This window comes from Rhodococcus sp. UNC363MFTsu5.1 (assembly GCF_000686785.1).
Classification (GTDB): domain Bacteria; phylum Actinomycetota; class Actinomycetes; order Mycobacteriales; family Mycobacteriaceae; genus Rhodococcus_G; species Rhodococcus_G maanshanensis.
Genome location: NZ_JMLO01000003.1, coordinates 151592 through 166693, shown reverse-complemented (window position 1 = coordinate 166693; position 15102 = coordinate 151592). Strand labels below are relative to the sequence as shown.

General features: G+C 69.7%; 14 protein-coding genes. 11 read left to right on the top strand and 3 right to left on the bottom strand.

Annotated features, from left to right (window positions below):
- Window positions 1-1284, top strand: a complete 1284-nt coding sequence (locus tag BR31_RS0106230; RefSeq protein WP_027500219.1) for a sensor histidine kinase — start codon at window positions 1-3, stop codon at window positions 1282-1284.
- On the opposite strand, the gene BR31_RS0106225 is transcribed toward BR31_RS0106230, so the two are convergent.
- On the bottom strand, window positions 1285-1845 hold the full coding sequence (locus tag BR31_RS0106225) for a GtrA family protein (protein WP_027500218.1): 561 nt from the start codon (window positions 1843-1845) through the stop codon (window positions 1285-1287).
- A gap of 71 nt (window positions 1846-1916) precedes the next feature.
- On the opposite strand from BR31_RS0106225, the gene BR31_RS0106220 reads away from it, so the two are divergent.
- From BR31_RS0106220 to BR31_RS27575, 10 genes are all read left to right on the top strand, one after another.
- Window positions 1917-3197, top strand: coding sequence for a 5-(carboxyamino)imidazole ribonucleotide synthase (locus BR31_RS0106220; protein ID WP_051637006.1), 1281 nt, complete (start codon window positions 1917-1919; stop codon window positions 3195-3197).
- The gene (gene purE, locus BR31_RS0106215; RefSeq protein WP_072753073.1) at window positions 3181-3699 is read left to right on the top strand and encodes a 5-(carboxyamino)imidazole ribonucleotide mutase; all 519 of its coding nucleotides are present in this window, start codon (window positions 3181-3183) and stop codon (window positions 3697-3699) included. Before BR31_RS0106220 ends, purE begins: the two co-directional genes overlap by 17 nt.
- Window positions 3700-3803: 104 nt before the next feature.
- On the top strand, window positions 3804-4910 hold the full coding sequence (locus tag BR31_RS0106210) for an Rv3169 family protein (protein WP_027500215.1): 1107 nt from the start codon (window positions 3804-3806) through the stop codon (window positions 4908-4910).
- A gap of 83 nt (window positions 4911-4993) precedes the next feature.
- Window positions 4994-5668, top strand: a complete 675-nt coding sequence (locus BR31_RS0106205; RefSeq protein ID WP_037175779.1) for a TetR family transcriptional regulator — start codon at window positions 4994-4996, stop codon at window positions 5666-5668.
- A gap of 121 nt (window positions 5669-5789) precedes the next feature.
- The gene (locus BR31_RS0106200) at window positions 5790-6950 is read left to right on the top strand and encodes an acyl-CoA dehydrogenase (protein ID WP_027500213.1); all 1161 of its coding nucleotides are present in this window, start codon (window positions 5790-5792) and stop codon (window positions 6948-6950) included.
- 68 nt (window positions 6951-7018) lie between these two features.
- The gene (locus tag BR31_RS0106195; RefSeq protein WP_027500212.1) at window positions 7019-8209 is read left to right on the top strand and encodes a sensor histidine kinase; all 1191 of its coding nucleotides are present in this window, start codon (window positions 7019-7021) and stop codon (window positions 8207-8209) included.
- 1 nt (window position 8210) lies between these two features.
- Window positions 8211-8906, top strand: a complete 696-nt coding sequence (locus BR31_RS0106190; protein ID WP_027500211.1) for a response regulator — start codon at window positions 8211-8213, stop codon at window positions 8904-8906.
- A gap of 104 nt (window positions 8907-9010) precedes the next feature.
- The gene (locus BR31_RS0106185; RefSeq protein ID WP_027500210.1) at window positions 9011-9766 is read left to right on the top strand and encodes an ABC transporter ATP-binding protein; all 756 of its coding nucleotides are present in this window, start codon (window positions 9011-9013) and stop codon (window positions 9764-9766) included.
- A complete protein-coding gene (locus BR31_RS0106180) occupies window positions 9760-12210 on the top strand; it encodes an ABC transporter permease (protein ID WP_027500209.1) in 2451 nt (816 codons plus the stop codon). The genes BR31_RS0106185 and BR31_RS0106180 overlap by 7 nt, the downstream gene beginning before the upstream one ends.
- Before the next feature lie 234 nt (window positions 12211-12444).
- On the top strand, window positions 12445-12807 hold the full coding sequence (locus BR31_RS27575) for a pyridoxamine 5'-phosphate oxidase family protein (protein ID WP_197023562.1): 363 nt from the start codon (window positions 12445-12447) through the stop codon (window positions 12805-12807).
- Here BR31_RS27575 and BR31_RS0106170 read toward each other — a convergent pair.
- A complete protein-coding gene (locus BR31_RS0106170) occupies window positions 12791-13495 on the bottom strand; it encodes a TIGR03089 family protein (protein ID WP_027500208.1) in 705 nt (234 codons plus the stop codon). The two genes, BR31_RS27575 and BR31_RS0106170, sit on opposite strands and share 17 nt — an antisense overlap.
- A 38-nt stretch (window positions 13496-13533) precedes the next feature.
- The gene (locus BR31_RS0106165; RefSeq protein ID WP_081830342.1) at window positions 13534-15030 is read right to left on the bottom strand and encodes an LCP family protein; all 1497 of its coding nucleotides are present in this window, start codon (window positions 15028-15030) and stop codon (window positions 13534-13536) included.
- Window positions 15031-15102 lie beyond the last annotated feature (72 nt).

Here is a 15102-nt window from a genome sequence, read left to right as displayed (position 1 = left end):
GTGCGCCGCCGAATCCTGCTCTCCATCCTGGCCGTCGTCATCCTCATTGCGCTCCTGCTCGGGCTGCCGCTGATGTACACCGCCTGGCTGTGGGTCGAGGACCTCACCAGGAGCGACCTGCAGGCGAGGCTGGACCGGATGGCCGCGGAGATCGTCTCGCAGGAGGGCGAGCAGGGCGTGATCGTGAACGGCCTCGACACCGCGCCGCTGCGGCTGGTGGTCCCGGCCGGCGCCAAACTCACGGTCATCTATCCGACCCCCGGCGACCTGGAGGTGCAGGTCGACATCGGCGAGCCCGCGGTCGAGCAGCCCCTGATCGAGTCGCTCTCCATGGGCCGGTCCGGTTCGCTGCGCCTCGAGGCGCCGTCGGATTCGATGAAGTCGCTCCAGCAGCAGGCGGTCGGGGCGGTGGCGTTGGTGGTGCTGGCCTCGCTCGGCGCGGGTGCGGCGGTGGCGACGGTGACCGCCCGGCGGCTCGCGGACCCACTCCGGGACGTCGCGGACCGGGCCGCCCGGCTGGCGGAGGGAGACTTCCGCAAGGAACCGCGCAGGCACGGGATCGCCGAACTGGACCGGGTGTCCGACGTGCTCGACGCGGTCACCGTCGAGATCTCCGGGCGATTGCAGCGCGAGCGGGCACTGGTCGGCGACGTCTCTCACCAGCTCCGCAGCCGACTCACCGCGGTGCGACTGCGGCTCGACGAGTTGTCGGTGCACCCGGATCCCGCGGTGGTCGACGAGGCGACCGAGGCGCTGGCCCAGGTGGACCGGTTGACGGTGGCGATCGACGAACTGGTGCGGTCGTCCCGGATGGCGGGCGGCGGCCCGGAACCCGTCGCGGTGGTCCGCGAGCTCGCCGGGGTCGTCGCCGATTGGCAGCGGCCGTATCGCGACGCGGGCCGGGACCTGGTGCTGCGGGGCGAGGCCGCGGTGATGTCGACGGCCAGGTCCTCGCGACTGCGCGAGTCCGTGTCCGTGCTGGTCGACAACGCGCTCATGCACGGCGGTGGTACCTGCACCGTGTCAGTCCGGTCGGTGCCGGGGACGGCGGAGCACGAGGCGATGGTCTGTGTGGAGGTCGGCGACGAGGGCGAGGGCGTCAGCGACGAACTGGCCCCGCACATCTTCGACCGCGGGTTCTCCGGCGGCGGCTCGACGGGGGTCGGGCTGGCGTTGGCCCGGGCCCTGGTCGAGGCGGACGGCGGCAGGCTCGACCTCCAGCGCAGGCGACCCGCGCTGTTCGCGGCGTTCCTGCCGATGGCGCCCGACGCGGAGCCGCGTTAGCTAGCTGTGCCCGAGTTCTTCCTCGGCGAGTTCCTCGGGCGTCGGGTCGAAGTCGGTTGATCCGGCCGCCGCGCCCCTGGCGTTCTCCTCGGGGAACGCGAACCGGCGCAGCGCCCAGAACCGGAAGACCATCTGCAGCACGTTGCCGATGATGTAGTTGAGGACGAAGTCGACGATCACGAGCGTGGTCAGGCTCGCGGACGCCCGGATGTCGAAGATGTTGTTCGCGATGAACAGCGGAGCCGCGGAGATGACGACGCCGATGCCGCTGATGGTGAAGAACAGCAACGCCTCGTGGTGGCGCTCGCGGCCGCCGCGGTTCTTGAACGACCACTCGCGGTTGAGGATGTAGCTCAAGATCGTGGCCATCACGCCGGAGATGATCTTGGCGACGACGGGCTTCTGCTCGAGGATCGTCAGGCTCAACGAGTAGAAGATCGCGAGGTCGAAGACCATGGTCGTGCCGCCGACGATCGCGAACTTGATCAGCTCGTGATGGCGGAGGACCACGTCCCGCATGGGCTGGGGTACGCGGCTGACCGCCTGATCGACTAAAGACACAACGACTGAGTGTACGAAAGAGGTCTCCGAACCGGCGAACTGACACTCCGATCGCAGGTTCGGAGGTCGTCATGACACCATGGACTGCCGTGAGCGTCGATTCCGGATCCCAGCACCGCCCAAGCACCCCCCGCGGCCCGAAGGCCGGATTGCCGGTGGTCGCGATGATCGGCGGCGGGCAGTTGGCCCGGATGACCCATCAGGCCGCCATCGAACTAGGGCAGTGCCTCCGGGTGCTCTCCGGCGGCCCCGACGAGCCGGCTGCCAAGGTCTGCGCGGACGTCGTGATCGGCAGTCACACCGACCTCGACGCGCTGCGGGCCGCCGCCGCAGGGGCCAGCGCCCTGACCTTCGACCACGAGCACGTTCCGACCGAGCACCTCGAGGTCCTCGTCGCGGAGGGCGTGAACGTCCAGCCGCCGCCGCAGGCGTTGATCTACGCGCAGGACAAGCTCGCCATGCGGCGGAAGCTGGCGGAGCTGGGTGCGCCCGTGCCCGCGTTCGCGGAGATCACCTGGGCCGGCGACGTGGTGCGCTTCGGGGACGAGCACAACTGGCAGATCGTGATCAAGGCGGTCAGGGGCGGCTACGACGGGCGCGGTGTGTGGATGCCTGCGGATGCCGACGAGGCCGAGGCCATCGTCACCGAGCAGCTCGACAAGGGCGTCGCCCTCATGGTCGAGCAGAAGGTGTCGATGCGGCGTGAGCTGTCCGCGATGGTCGCGCGCTCGCCGTTCGGACAGGGCGCGACCTGGCCGGTCGTGGAGACGGTGCAGCGTGACGGGCAGTGCGCGGTGGTGATCGCGCCCGCCCCCGAGCTGTCCGACTCGCTCGCCATGGAGGCCGAGCAGATGGCGCTGCGCATCTCCGCCGAGCTCGGCGTCGTCGGGTCGATGGCCGTGGAGCTGTTCGAGACGACCGACGGCCGGCTGGTGGTGAACGAGCTGGCGATGCGGCCGCACAACTCCGGGCACTGGACCCAGGACGGGGCGCGGACGTCCCAGTTCGAGCAGCACCTGCGGGCGGTGCTCGACTACCCGCTCGGCGACCCCTCGCCGACCGCGCCGGTCACCGTGATGGCGAACGTGCTCGGCGCGGAGTCGGCTCCTGAGATGAGCATGGACGAGCGCCTGCACCACCTGTTCGCCCGGATGCCGGACGCGAAGGTGCACCTCTACGACAAGGGCGAGCGACCGGCCCGCAAGATCGGGCACGTCAACGTGGTCGGCGGCGCGCAGGGCTCGATCGACGACGAGGCGTATGTCGCGGCGGTGCGCGAGCGCGCCGAGCGGGCTGCGTACTGGCTCTCGCACGGGGAATGGACCGACGGATGGGATGTGCACGGTGAGTGATTCGAATGGGCCCGTTGTCGGCCTGATCATGGGCAGCGACTCGGACTGGCCGACGATGGAGGCGGCCGCCGAGGCCCTCGCCGAGTTCGGGATCCGGTTCGAGGTCGGCGTCGTCTCGGCGCACCGGACCCCGCAGCGGATGCTCGACTACGCCCGCGACGCCGCCGATCGTGGCATCAAGGTGATCATCGCGGGAGCAGGCGGCGCGGCGCACCTGCCGGGCATGGTCGCCTCGGCGACGCCGCTCCCCGTGATCGGCGTGCCCGTTCCGCTCAAGTACCTCGACGGCATGGACTCGCTGCTGTCGATCGTGCAGATGCCCGCGGGCGTGCCGGTCGCGACGGTGTCGATCGGTGGCGCGCGCAACGCCGGGTTGCTGGCGGCGCGGATCCTCGGTGCCTCGGATCCCGCGTTGCGTGCCGCGATGGCGACGTTCCAGGCCGGACTCGAGGCGATGGTGCTGGAGAAGGACGCGGCGCTGCGCTCGAAGCTGCTGGATTGAGGGTCGGTTCTGCCAATCGGCTGACCTGAGCGGATCTCCCGGGGTTAAATGGCGTCGTCCGGATTACGTTTGATGCTGTAACGAATCCCCCAGGGAGTGTCCTCATGCCTGCGCCGCTTGACGAATACCCGATCCACCAGACGCCGCTCTCGATGGCGCGGGTCGCCTCCAGTGACAAGAACTTCTACGACCGGTCGTATTTCAACGCGATCGACACCGAGGGTGAGCTGTTCCTGGTGAGCGGCTTCGGCGTGTACCCGAACCTCGGGGTCACCGACGCGTTCGCCACCGTCCGCAAGGGCGAGCGGCAGTGGGCGGTCAAGTTCTCCGACGCGCTCGAGGAGCGGTCGATGGATCTCGCCGTCGGTGGCTATCGGATCGAGGTGCTCGAGCCGCTGCGCAGGCTGCGGATGGTCTGCGAGGGCGACGGCGAGGGCGGACTCGGGTTCGACCTCACCTGGGAGGGTTCCGGCCCCGCGGTCGCGGAGCAGCCGCACCTGCTGATGAGCAAGTTCCGGCCGACCCTCGATGCGAGTCGTTTCGCGCAGACCGGCACGTGGACCGGCGTGCTCTCGGTCGACGGCGACGATGTCGTGGTGAACCCGGATCGGTGGATGGGTACCCGGGATCGGTCCTGGGGCATCCGCCCGGTCGGCGACGGTGACCCGGCAGGCCGGCTCGCCGACGAGCCGTCCGAGGGCTTCTGGTGGATGTACGTGCCGCTGCGCTTCGACGAGTTCTCGATCATCGTGATCCTGCAGGAGAATCCCGATGGCTACCGGACGCTGAACGATGCGACCCGGGTGTGGAACGACGGCAGGATCGAGCAGCTCGGCTGGCCGCGCTACGACATCAAGTACCAGTCCGGCACCCGTCGGCCGTTCGCGGCGACGCTGCACCTGATTGCCTCCGACGGCAGCCCGCTGACCGTTGAGGTGACCCCGCGCGACGGTCTTGCGCTGCATGTCGGCGCGGGATACGGCGGTGACCCGGAGTGGACGCACGGGCAGTGGCGCGGCCGCAACTGGAGCTCGCGATCGGTGTACGACTTGACCGATCCCGCGATCGCGGCGCGAATTCCGTACGGCGTCAACGAGTATCCGGCCAGCGTCACCTGCAACGGTCTCCCGGGTGCAGGCATGTTCGAGCACGCGAGCATGGGCAGGCACGATCCGACGGGCTTCGCGGACTGGGGTTCGGTGGCACCCTAGGCCGCTCCGCGGCCCGTGCGCGGTTGACGGGTGCATGCACTCGTCAACCGCGCACGGGCGGCGCAGCCGCCTACGCTGTGCTCATGCCCGACGACACAGACCGGTTCCGTCTCCACGTGGTGTCGGAGGCGTTGCGGCTCTTCTCCGAGAAGGGCTACGAGGCGACCAGCGTGGACGAGATAGCCGAGGCGGCAGGCATCTCGCGTCGCACCTTCTTCCGTCAGTTCCGCTCCAAGGAAGACGTGGTGTTCGCCGACCACGAGATCCTGCTGGCCCAGGCGCAGGAGTACCTCGCCGCCGACCATGACGACCCGTGGGACGCGGTCTGCGACGCCGCGATGATCGTCTTCGAGCGGTTCTCGCAGTGGAACGACATGGCCACCCGGCGCTACGCGGTGGTGCACGAGGTGCCCGCGCTGCGGGACCGGGAGATCGTGACCGGATTCCGGTACGAGCGACTGTTCGTCGACTACCTGCGTCGCGCGTTGCCCGGCGAGCCGGATCTGTCGATGGTGCAGTTCTCCGCGTCGGTGACCGCCACCCACAACTACCTGCTGCGCCGGATGGTCCGCGACGGAGTCGAGGCCACCTCCGAGGACCTGCGCGCGGCGTTGGCCGACATCCGGCGGGGTGTCGGCCGGCGCGACGTCCCGGCCGCAGACGGGGACGGCGAGATGGTGGTGGCGGTGTTCCCGCGCGGCACCGCGCCTCGCCGGGTGGCGGAGCTGCTGCGTCGCAGGCTCGAGGCGGACGAGTAGGAGTGGCACTCGGTGCCGCAGTGTGGCGCGTCTTACCGGCGACTCGTCGAGAGTGTGCGGTATGATGGCCCGTGAATGGCACTGAGTGCCGCGCCCCGAGACGTCCACGAGGAGCAACCAGATGGCTGGCAACCCCGACTTCGACCTGTTCAAGCTCGCCGACGAGCACGATGAGCTGCGGGCAGCGATCCGCGCGCTGTCGGAGAAGGAGATCGCGCCCTACGCAAAGGATGTCGACGAGAACTCCCGGTTCCCCGAGGAGGCGCTCAAGGCGCTCGTCAACTCGGGCTTCAACGCGATCCACGTCCCCGAGGCCTACGACGGCCAGGGCGCCGATTCCGTGGCCACCTGCATCGTGATCGAGGAGGTGGCCCGCGTCTGCGGTTCGTCCTCGCTGATCCCCGCCGTGAACAAGCTCGGCACCATGGGCCTGATCCTCAACGGCTCGGAGGAGCTCAAGCAGCAGGTGCTCCCGTCGCTCGCCTCCGGCGAGGCGATGGCCTCCTACGCGCTCTCCGAGCGCGAGGCGGGCTCCGACGCCGCCAGCATGCGCACCCGCGCCAAGGCCGACGGTGACGACTGGATCCTCAACGGCTCCAAGTGCTGGATCACCAACGGTGGCAAGTCGACCTGGTACACCGTCATGGCCGTGACCGACCCCGACAAGGGCGCCAACGGCATCTCCTCCTTCATGGTCCACAAGGACGACGAGGGCTTCGTCGTCGGTCCGAAGGAGAAGAAGCTCGGTATCAAGGGTTCGCCCACTGCCGAGCTGTACTTCGAGAACTGCCGCATCCCCGGCGACCGCATCATCGGCGAGCCCGGCACCGGCTTCAAGACCGCGCTGCAGACCCTCGACCACACGCGGCCGACCATCGGCGCCCAGGCCGTCGGCCTGGCGCAGGGCGCGCTCGACGCGGCCCTGGCCTACACCAAGGACCGCAAGCAGTTCGGCAAGTCGATCTCCGACTTCCAGGCCGTGCAGTTCATGCTCGCCGACATGGCGATGAAGGTCGAGGCAGCTCGCCTCATGGTCTACACCTCCGCAGCCCGCGCCGAGCGCGGCGAGAAGAACCTCGGCTTCATCTCCGCGGCGGCCAAGTGCTTCGCCTCGGACGTCGCGATGGAGGTGACCACCGACGCCGTGCAGCTGTTCGGTGGCGCCGGTTACACCACCGACTTCCCGGTCGAGCGGATGATGCGCGACGCGAAGATCACCCAGATCTACGAGGGCACCAACCAGATTCAGCGTGTCGTGATGTCGCGCGCGCTGCTCAAGTGAGCTGACGTGTGAGTCCTCCTGTGGCCGGTGAGCGAGCTCACCGGCCACAGGTGTTTACGCTGGGGTCCATGCCCCGATTCCCGCTGAGCGAGCGCTGGTACCGCTGGAGCGCCGATCACGCCGTCGGGATCGACCGCACCGTCGCGGCGTTCTTCGCGCTCATCGGGGTGGCGGCGTCGGTCGGCCTCGGGCCCGTCGACGTGGTGATCGCGTTGGGGCTCACGGTGCCGCTGGCCTGGCGCCGCATCCGGCCGGTCGCGGCCGCCGCGGCGGTGGCGTTCTTCTCGGTGGTGTATCTGATCGTCTCGGGTGATCAGACCAATCTCGTCATGCCCGGCATCTGCGTGCCGATCGCGCTGTACGCGCTCGCGGCATACGGACCGAGGTGGGCGAGCGGATGGGGCCTGGCCGCGGCCATCGTCGGTGTGACCGTGGCGGGCTTCCGGTATTTCGGCGGCGAGCAGTCCACCTGGCAGGCCCACGCGTTCCTGATCGCGTTCCTGATCGTGTACGTCGTCGCGGTGTGGGCGTTCGGCGATCTGCGCCGGGTGCGCAACCAGGAGCTCGAGGGACTCACCGAGCGGGCCCGGCTACTCGAACTGGAGCGGGCGCAGGAGGCGGAGATCGCCGCCATCAACGAGCGCACCCGGATTGCACGGGAGATGCACGACATCGTCGCGCACTCGCTGACCGTCGTGATCGCGCAGGCCGACGGCGGTCGGTACGGCGCGGCCGCCGATCCCGCCGCTGCGGTCACGGCGCTGGAGACCATCTCCCAGACCGGGCGGCAGGCGCTGACGGACATGCGCGCGCTGCTGTCCGTGCTGCGGGAGGACCGGCCGCGTGAGTACTCCTCGACCCCAGGGGTTTCCGATATCGACACGCTGATCGAGGAGGTCCGCAAGGGTGGCCTCGGCGTGCAGCGCACCACGGACGGCGAGCGGCGCGTGCTGTCCACTGGCGCCGAGCTGACGGCGTACCGGATCGTGCAGGAATCGCTGACCAACGTGCTCAAGCACGCGGGACCCGCGGCCAGCGTCGAGGTCACCGAGCGGTGGACCGACGAGGCGCTGGAACTGACTGTCGTCGACGACGGCAGGGGAGCGTCCGGCGCCCTTGTCGCACCGTCCGCGGGCGGTCAGGGTGTGCTCGGGATGCGCGAACGGGCAGAGTTGTACGGCGGCAGCTTCGAGGCCGGACCCGCCCCTGGGGGCGGGTACCGGGTGCACACCGTGCTGCCCTATTCGAGAGGTGAATGACATGGCCGATGCCGCAACGGGTCCGATCCGGATCGCGATCGTCGACGACCAGCAGCTGGTCCGCGCCGGGTTCCGGATGGTGATCGATTCCCAGCCCGACATGAGCGTCGAGGTCGAGGCCTCGGACGGCGAGCAGGCGCTGCGCGAGCTGGCGCGGGTTCCGGTCGACGTGGTCCTGATGGACGTGCAGATGCCGAATCTGGACGGCATCGAGGCCACCCGTCGCCTGACCGCGCTCGAGCACTCGCCGAAGGTGGTGGTGCTCACCACCTTCGACAACGACGAGTACGTGGTGGCCGCGATCTCCGCGGGTGCCAGCGGCTTCCTGCTCAAGGATGCGCAACCGGAGGACCTGCTCGCCGCGCTGCGAACCGTGTACCGAGGCGACGCGGTGATCGCCGCGCGGTCGACCCGTCGGCTGCTCCAGCACGTGGGCCCGATGCTGGCAGGCACGTCGACGGTCGAGCGCCCCCAGCTGCCCGAGGACCTGACACCAAGGGAGGTGGAGGTGCTCGAGGCGATGGCGCACGGATTGTCGAACACCGAGATCGCGGCGAAGTTCTTCGTCTCAGAGGCGACCGTGAAGACGCACGTGGGACGCGTGCTGGCGAAGACGGGCTCGCGGGACCGGGTACAGGCGGTGGTGTTCGCGTACCAGACCGGACTGGTGCAGCCGGAGGATCTGCTCGGCGGGTAGGACAGGGGATGGGCGCTCGTCCTACCCAGGTATGACGCCCTCGCCTCGAGGATCCGTCCGCACGCCGACGCGCCGGGGCGGTGGTCGTTCGTAGCGTCGAGGACATGAATGCACCCACCATCACACGAACCGCCGCGGTCCGCGCCGTCGGCCTGAGCAAGAGCTACGGCGAGGGCGAGGCGGCCGTGCGCGCCCTCGACGGCGTGCACACCGAGTTCATGGGCGCCGCCTTCACCGCGATCATGGGACCCTCGGGGTCGGGCAAGTCCACGCTGATGCACTGCCTGGCAGGCCTCGACACGGCGACGTCCGGTCTGGTGTACCTCGGGGACACCGAGCTGACCGGACTGAGTGACCGCGAGCTGACCGAATTACGCCGTCACCGAATCGGATTCGTGTTCCAGGCCTTCAACCTCCTGCCGGTGCTCACCGCGGAGGAGAACATGCTGCTGCCCATGCGTCTGGGCGGGGTGGACCCGGATCCGGAGTGGATGGCGGAGATCGTCGGACGACTGGGGCTCACCGAACGACTCGGACACCTGCCGCACGAGCTGTCCGGCGGCCAGCAGCAGCGCGTCGCGGTCGCCAGGGCCCTGCTGCCCCGGCCCGACGTCATCTTCGCGGACGAGCCGACGGGAAATCTCGATTCACGCTCGGGCACGGAGGTTCTCGAGTTGCTCCGCTCCAGCGTCCGAGAGTTCGGGCAGACGGTCGTGATGGTCACCCACGACCCGGTGGCGGCATCCTATTCGGACCGGGTGGTGCTGATCGCCGACGGGCGGATCGCCGGTGAGATCGACCGCCCCACCACCGATTCGGTGATCGAGACCATGCGCGAACTCGGGGCAAGGACATGCTGAGGCTCACCCTCGCGCAGGCGCGCGCGCACTTCGGGCGGTACCTGGCCGCCATGCTCGCGGTGCTGATCGCGGTGGCCTTTGTCGTCGCGACCCTGGTGCTCAGTTCGACGGCCACCGCAGGCGTCACCAATTCCCTTGCCGGACAGTATCGGAGCACCGACTTCGTGGTCTCCGATCTCGGGGACGGTCTGCAGGCCCAGCGGGCGGCGGACGCGGTCCGCTCGGTGCCAGGGGTGCGGGCGGTGACCACCGACGTGTCAACCCCGGTGAAGGTGACGGCCCCGGGTTCGGACAAGTCGTTCGGCGCGGCCACCTCGTTGGCCGCGGATGCGGACCTGCGCTGGCAGAAGCTGGCGGACGGCCGCTTCCCGAGTGCGCCGGGTGAGATCGTGGTCGGCTCGAACTCGGACCTGCCCATCGGAACCCGCGTCGCGGTGACGGCCATGGGCGAGAGCACGGGCCCGGATGCCGGCGAGGCAACCGTCGTCGGCACGGTGGACCTCGACGGCACCGCGCAGCGTATGGACGGGGTCTCGGTCTATGCCACCGCGGCCGACATCGAGGCATGGACCGACGGCCAGGCCGCCAGGGAGCTGCGTGTCGCAGGCGGCGACCGTGACGCCGTCGCCGCTGCGGTCCAGCCCGGAGCCACGGTGATCACGGGTGCCGAGAAGGCCGACGAGGTCTCGGCGAGGTTCCTCGGCAGCAGCGACATGCTGCGCAACGTGCTGCTCGCGTTCGGTGCGCTCGCGGTGGTGGTGTCCGGGCTGGTGATCGCCAACACGTTCGCGGTGCTGCTGGCGGCGCGCACCCAGGAGCTGGCGTTGCTCCGCTGCGTCGGCGCGACGAGCGATCAGATTCGCCGCAGCGTCCGAATCGAGTCGCTGGTGGTGGGGCTGGTCGCCTCGCTGGCCGGTCTCGCGACGGGCGTGGCCCTGGCCGCTGCCGTGACCCAGGTCGCCGGTGCGCTCGACGTTCCCATCCCGCTGGACGACCTCGCCGTCTCGCCGGGCGCGCTCGCGGTCGGCCTGCTGGTCGGGGTGGTGGTCACCTACCTGGCGGCGGTCGCTCCGGCGCGGTCGGCAACCGCCGTGTCGCCGCTCGCCGCCCTCACCCCCGCCGAGGCCAAGTCCGAACCGATGGGGGCGTCGCGGTTGCGGCGGTTCGTCGGTGTCGCGGGCCTGGTCGGTGGTGGCGCGATTCTGACAGCGGGTGTGATGGGAAAGCAGGTGCTGGCGGCGGCCGGGGGTGCGCTGGTCTTCTTCGTCGCGGTGGTCCTGCTGTGCCGGTACATCGTGCCACCGGCGGTGGCGGCGTTCGGAAAGGTGCTGGGACGGGTGTCGGGTCCGTTGGGGGAGCTGGCGGCGGGAAACGCGGGCCGCAACCCCCGACGGACCACGGCCACGGCGACGGCGCTGCTGATCGGCGTCTGCGTGACCGCGACCATGATCGTCGGGATCGCGACCGTCAAGGCCAGCGCCCCCAGCGCGCTCGACGAGCAGTTCCCCATCGACATCTCGGTGTCGGGCGAGGCGGGCTCCGCGCTGCCTGCGACGCTGGGCGAGCGGATCGGCGAGGTGGATCGGGTGACTGCGGTGGCGGCCCTCTCGAGCGGCGACGTGACCACCGGTTCCGGGCAGGAGCTGACCGTGATCGGGGTGGATCCGGCGGATGCGGCCGCGGCGCTCCGTGTGTCGATCACGCTGCCGCGGCCCGGCCAGATCGCGGTGTCGCCCGACCAGCTCGAGGAGCTGGGGGCGCGCGCGGGGGAGTCGGTCGACGTCCGCGGTGACGGCACGGCCCGGAGCCTGACGGCGGTGGCCGGAGTGGACGGGCAGCCGCCCCTGATGGTCCGTGCGGACCTGGCGGCGGTGACGGCGAACGCGGCATCGGATGCGCTGTGGGTCCGATTCGCGGATGACCTCACCGACGACGAGATCGCGACCGTGCAGCGGGAGGTCACCGCGCTGGCCACCGACAGCGTGCCGACCGCGGAGATCGGCGGGGCGGTCGCCATGCGGGCGGCACTGAACTCGGTCCTGGACACCATGCTGATGATCGTGGTGGGGCTGCTGTCGGTGGCGATCCTGATCGCGGTCATCGGGGTGGGCAACACGATGGCGCTGTCGGTGATCGAACGCAGGCGCGAGAGCGGTCTGTTGCGGTCGATCGGTGTCACCCGCGCGGGACTGCGAACGATGCTGATCTACGAGGCGGTCCTGGTGTCGGTGGTCGCGTCGGTGCTCGGAGTGGTGCTCGGACTGGCCTTCGGGCTGGCGGGTACGGCCTCGGTGTTCGGTGTCGACGACCTGGTGCTGCCCTCGCTGCCGTGGCCGGAGCTGGCTGCGACGGTGTTGGTCGGCGGGATCGCCGGGGTGATCGCGGCGCTGCTGCCTGCGAGGAGCGCCGCCAGGGTGACGCCCGTCGAGGCGATGGCAGCCTGACCCGGACGAGTACCAGGCGGGACCCGATTTCGCTGCGACGCAAGGCCCGGACCGGTCGACTTCGACCGGTCCGGGCCTCGCGCGGCAGTGTAGGTTCGATAGTCCCCGACCGGTTCTCGCGCGGTAACCGGGTGTCGCCGAAGTGCCTTCTTCCCCTTCGCTTTCCACCAGCGCATGCTGATTGCGGTGACGAAACGGTACCGAGACGGGAGATGGTCATGAAGGTGACGTCGTTTGCGGCGATCGAGAAAGAACTCGACGCCCTACCGGACCCCTGTCAAAGCCGCGCACCTGCGCGAGAACCCGCACACCAACTTCTCCTACTGGGCGCCAGGCAACAATTCCGTGGCGATCGACACGGTCGCGGACTGGGTCGACGACGGCGACACCACACGCAAGGTGTGGGACCTCTATCGCCGGACCAGCCCGCGCGGGGCGGGATACGACCTGGGCAACTTCTGGCGGTCGCCCGATGATCCGGAACTGCACGTGCTGCGCCTGGATCCCTGGCGAATCCAGGTGATCCGGGGGCGGGATCTGCGCAGCCGGATCTGGACGGCGGAGCACGCCGGGGAGCGGCTCAGCGTCGGATCGTGATCTTCTCGGAGGTCATCCGCCTGGTCATCGCGTCGTCGGAGGGGCGCGCGACCTGAACCAGCGACGCGCCGACGGACAGCACGGCGAGCAGACCCTCGATCAGTTCGGTCGCGGTGCCCCACTCGGAGCTCGAGAGCACGCGATCGGCGCGGCCGATGGACTGGGCCGAGGCGGAGTCCGTTGCGGCGGTGAGCACCTCGGCGATCGACAAGCCGTCGAGCGCCGACGATGCGCCGGAGTCCGGACGGAACTGGTCACCGTGCACGCGCACCGAGGTGGCGTAGTCGGTGACGCCGACCGGGAGCCCCTCGGCGGGGCGACCGAACGCGTCGAGCGAGAGCACCGCCACCTCGGACGCGTCCTCGACCTCGGCGAGCCGGTCCGCCGAGACCAGGGCGAGCTCCGCGTCGTCCGCGGGTGCCAGCAGCACCTCGGCGCCGGCCCACCAGCAGCCGAGCAGCACGGCGGCGCTCTGCCAGTGTGCGGGGAGCAGCACACAGATCCTGGCGCCCGGCAGCAGGCCGAACTCGTCACGAATGAGGTTGGCGGTCTTGGCGGCCCAGTTGGCGAGGGTGAGGGCGGACAGTTCGATCCGCTCACCGCTGACGTCGTCGTAGTAGGTGATGCGGGGGCCTGCCGGATCCTGCTGCAGGATCGGATCGAGCAGGGCCGCAGTCAGGTTGGTCACGGATGTGTTCGGATCGGGCACTTCCACCGCCGTTCTCGCTAGTTGACGCACCGCGGGCCCTTGCTCCCGGCGTCGATCGCCGGTCCGGGGGGCGCGGGGGTGGGGCTGGTGCCCATGTCGACGATATCCGAGGTGGGTCCCGCGGCGGAGTCCGAGCCGGGACCGGTGTAGTCGGCGGCGATCAGGACCTTCACGGCGCCCGTGGGCAGCGAGCTGTCGCCGACGATCGTCAGGCCTCCGAGATCCGCCGCAACCGCTTTCGCCGCGTCGGACTCGGGGTCGGCCGCGAGGACGCGGCTCGTGCTCACCGTGGTGCCGGTGTTGTTCCCGACCTCGCCCTGCACGTAGCCCCGCTCGGTCAGTGCCTCCGACACCCGGGAGGCGAGACCTCCGATCCCGCTGTCATTGGACACGTCGACCGTGACCTTCGAGGTGTCGATCGACGGCGGCGCGCTGGCGGTGGTGGCGTCGCTGTCGCTGTCACTGTCGCCCACCAGTCCGGCGACGAAGGTGCGGACGGCCTTCGGGTCCACCTGCACGATCGACTCGCCGTAGTCGGTCATCGCGTTGAGGTCGACGACCGGGATGGTCTGGAACTTGACCTCCCCGCCCGCGAGGCCCTGCAGTTGCCGAGCGAAATCGATGATGTCCCAGTTGTCGTCGAGGACCACCGAACGCTGCACGGCGGAGGTGAGCTGCGCGAGCTTGCCGGGATTGCTCAGCGTCTTGGCATTGAGGACCTCGTGCACCAGCGACGCCATGAACACCTGCTGGCGGACGATGCGGTCGAGGTCGCCGCGCGGGAGGTCGTGCCGCTGCCGGACGAAGGACAACGCGTTCGACCCGCTGAGGGTCTGTTCGCCCGCCGGGAACTTCGCACCGGACATCCACTCGTCGACCGGGTTGTTCAGGCACACGTCGACGCCGCCGACGGCATCGGTGAGCAAAACGAATCCCAGCAATCCCACCTCGCCGTAGTGGTCGACCGTGATGCCGGTGAGGTTGGCGACCGACTTGATCAGGGCCTCGCGGCCCGCCTGGGTTGCCGCCTTGTCGGCCGCGTCCTCGGACTCGCCCTCGTCGAGCAACCGTTGCCGCTCGGTGGCCCGGGTGGCCCCGAAGGCTGCGTTGATCTTCGAACGGCCGATGCCGGGGACCTCGACATACGAGTCACGTGGGATCGAGACGGCCGTCGCCGAGCTGCCGTCGGTCGGCACCCGGATGAGCACGATGGTGTCGGTGTTGTCGGCCTCCGCCTCGCCCGCTCTGAGCGAGGCCAGTTCGTCGGCGGAAAGCGGATTGCCGTGCGCGTCGGTGCGACTGTCGGTGCCGACCATGAGGATGTCCACCGCGCCGTCCTTGCCGCCGTCGCCCAGCTCCAGTCGCGCGGTTGCGAGGTTCGACGCGAGCGCATCGACGCTGCGCCACGCGAATCCGGTGATGAGGAGGACGAGGACCGAAGCGGCGGCGACGGCGATCTGGCCCCGACCGAAGGCGGTACGCCCCGTCGTCGGAGCTTCCTCGTTGTCCGGCACCTGATGCCCCCTAACTCTGCATGTGGTTCACCCCGACCGTGGTCCAGGCTACTGGTGGGGACGCGTGGTTCC